General features: G+C 33.8%; 2 protein-coding genes. Both read left to right on the forward strand.

The annotated features are described in order from the left end of the window. Positions 1 to 880 (forward strand): hypothetical protein (locus NF27_RS06810; RefSeq protein ID WP_039457422.1); only part of this gene is annotated, 880 nt, incomplete at its 5' end. Positions 881 to 978: 98 nt separating this feature from the next. Further along, positions 979 to 1,881, forward strand: a 903-nt coding sequence (locus NF27_RS06815) for an ankyrin repeat domain-containing protein (RefSeq protein ID WP_039457423.1), incomplete at its 3' end; no start/stop codon positions are given.

Raw genomic sequence — 1,881 nt, forward strand, 5'->3', positions numbered from 1 at the left:
AGTTATTTGCTTCTACCAACATCTATCTCCAATTTCTATTCTTTGCAACACAACCACAAATTCAATAATACTTGCTTATTCAGATCCCACTCATGACAATGCATTTAGCCAAGAACTTGTAGGCACTATAGAGAAAAGGAGATATAGATTTATCCAAGGTAAGGAACGGGTTCATGCAGAGATGAAAATAATTCAAAAGCTTATGGAAAGCAGGAAAATAAGTAGTAGAACTGCTGTTGAAGAGCAGATTTATATAGGGATATCTAAAAGATGTTGTCTAAAATGTGAAGAAATGATTAAAGCTATTAATGAAGCGGCAGAAGAATTAAAATATGCATCAATTAGAGAGCTCATAGGAGTAAGAGATGTACATAAACAGGTTTTTCCTGCGGGTATTCCAAAGTTTGTTGAATTAGGGGATAACACTTTAAAAGATGAATTTAGAAGAAGTATTAGAGAAAAATTTCTTGAAAAAATTGGGGCAAGAGATTTAGAAGAAGCTTTTACAATGAAGCGCTCAGTTACCGGATCCCAGATTCATAGAAGATCATCTTCACCGGCAGGAAGATATTTAGAGGTGGAACCACCCGAAGCATTAACAAAAAGTTATGATATCAGCTCATCCAGCAGCAAATCCACTAGTGTTTTAAAAGAAGAGGAACAAGGCCAAAAAGATAAAAAAAGAAAAAGAGTAGTCGATTCAGAACTTAACGATAAAGAAAGCAAAGGGAAAGAAAAAGAGGCAGCAGAGACTGAAGAAGAGGGCATGGCTATGAATAAAGAAGATAAAAAAAGGTTAAAAGCAACTAAAGAAGAGAAGCAAAGTACTTGGAGTGAAAGATTTAAAAATCATGAAGATGGTAATAGAAGAGGAAAGTAATAAGATTATTATAACATTTACCCAAAAATTAATATTATATAAATTGAATTCATATAGCTAATAAATTAAAATCAAGAAAAATATAAAGAGATGAAAAGATGAGAGGAGATAAAAGTCGATTAGGTAAAGAATTACTAAGAGCTTCTAGAGAAGGAAACCTTGATGAAATAAGAGTTTTGATTTCAGAAGGAGCTGATATTAATGCTAAAGATAGGGCAGATACAACCTCACTATATAATGGTATCACACAAAGAAATATTGAAATGGTTAAGTATTTACTAAACCATGGAGAGCTTGATGTTAATATTAAAGATTACCGTAAAGATACCCCCTTACATATAGCTGCAAGGAGGGGATACACTGAAATTGTTGAATTACTGCTGAAAAATAAAAATACAGATATTAATGCTGTTAACGTTAAAGGAGAAACCGCATTACATGATTCACTCTCAACAGTCCATTATGATAAGATAGCACTGCTTTTAATTACTCATGGAGCAGATGTAAATGTACGTAGAAAAGATGATGGATGGATGCCAATACATATTGCTGCATACACAGGGGCTGTGGGAGCATATAAGTTGCTACTTAAAAATGGAGCGGACTCTAATATTGCTAGTATTGAATTTAAGAAGTTTGATGAAAATTATGGTGAGGTTATAACTTATAAAAGTCTCACTGCTAAGGAGCTATATAAGCAATTATCTTCGGAAAAAATAAAAGAATTTGAAGCAGCTGAAAGGGAAGTTGAAGCAAATAGAAATGGATATAGATCTAAAAGCTTACCTATAGTCGGATCCAAGAGACGACCTGATTTTGCAGAAACTGTAGAGAATTCTAGAAATCCTAGAGTTGAAAAAGGAGCGGATGACTCTTCACCTGAAAAGCTTTCTGTAAACTCTCAAAGAGGTATAGGAGAAAGGTGGGTAGCTTCTGAGGTAAGAAGGCGTAAGCTTAATGGAGAATTTGGAAATTCAGCTGATAATAAAGAAGAGCAGAAA

Origin of the sequence: Candidatus Jidaibacter acanthamoeba, from assembly GCF_000815465.1 — a bacterium.
Lineage (GTDB): Bacteria > Pseudomonadota > Alphaproteobacteria > Rickettsiales > Midichloriaceae > Jidaibacter > Jidaibacter acanthamoebae.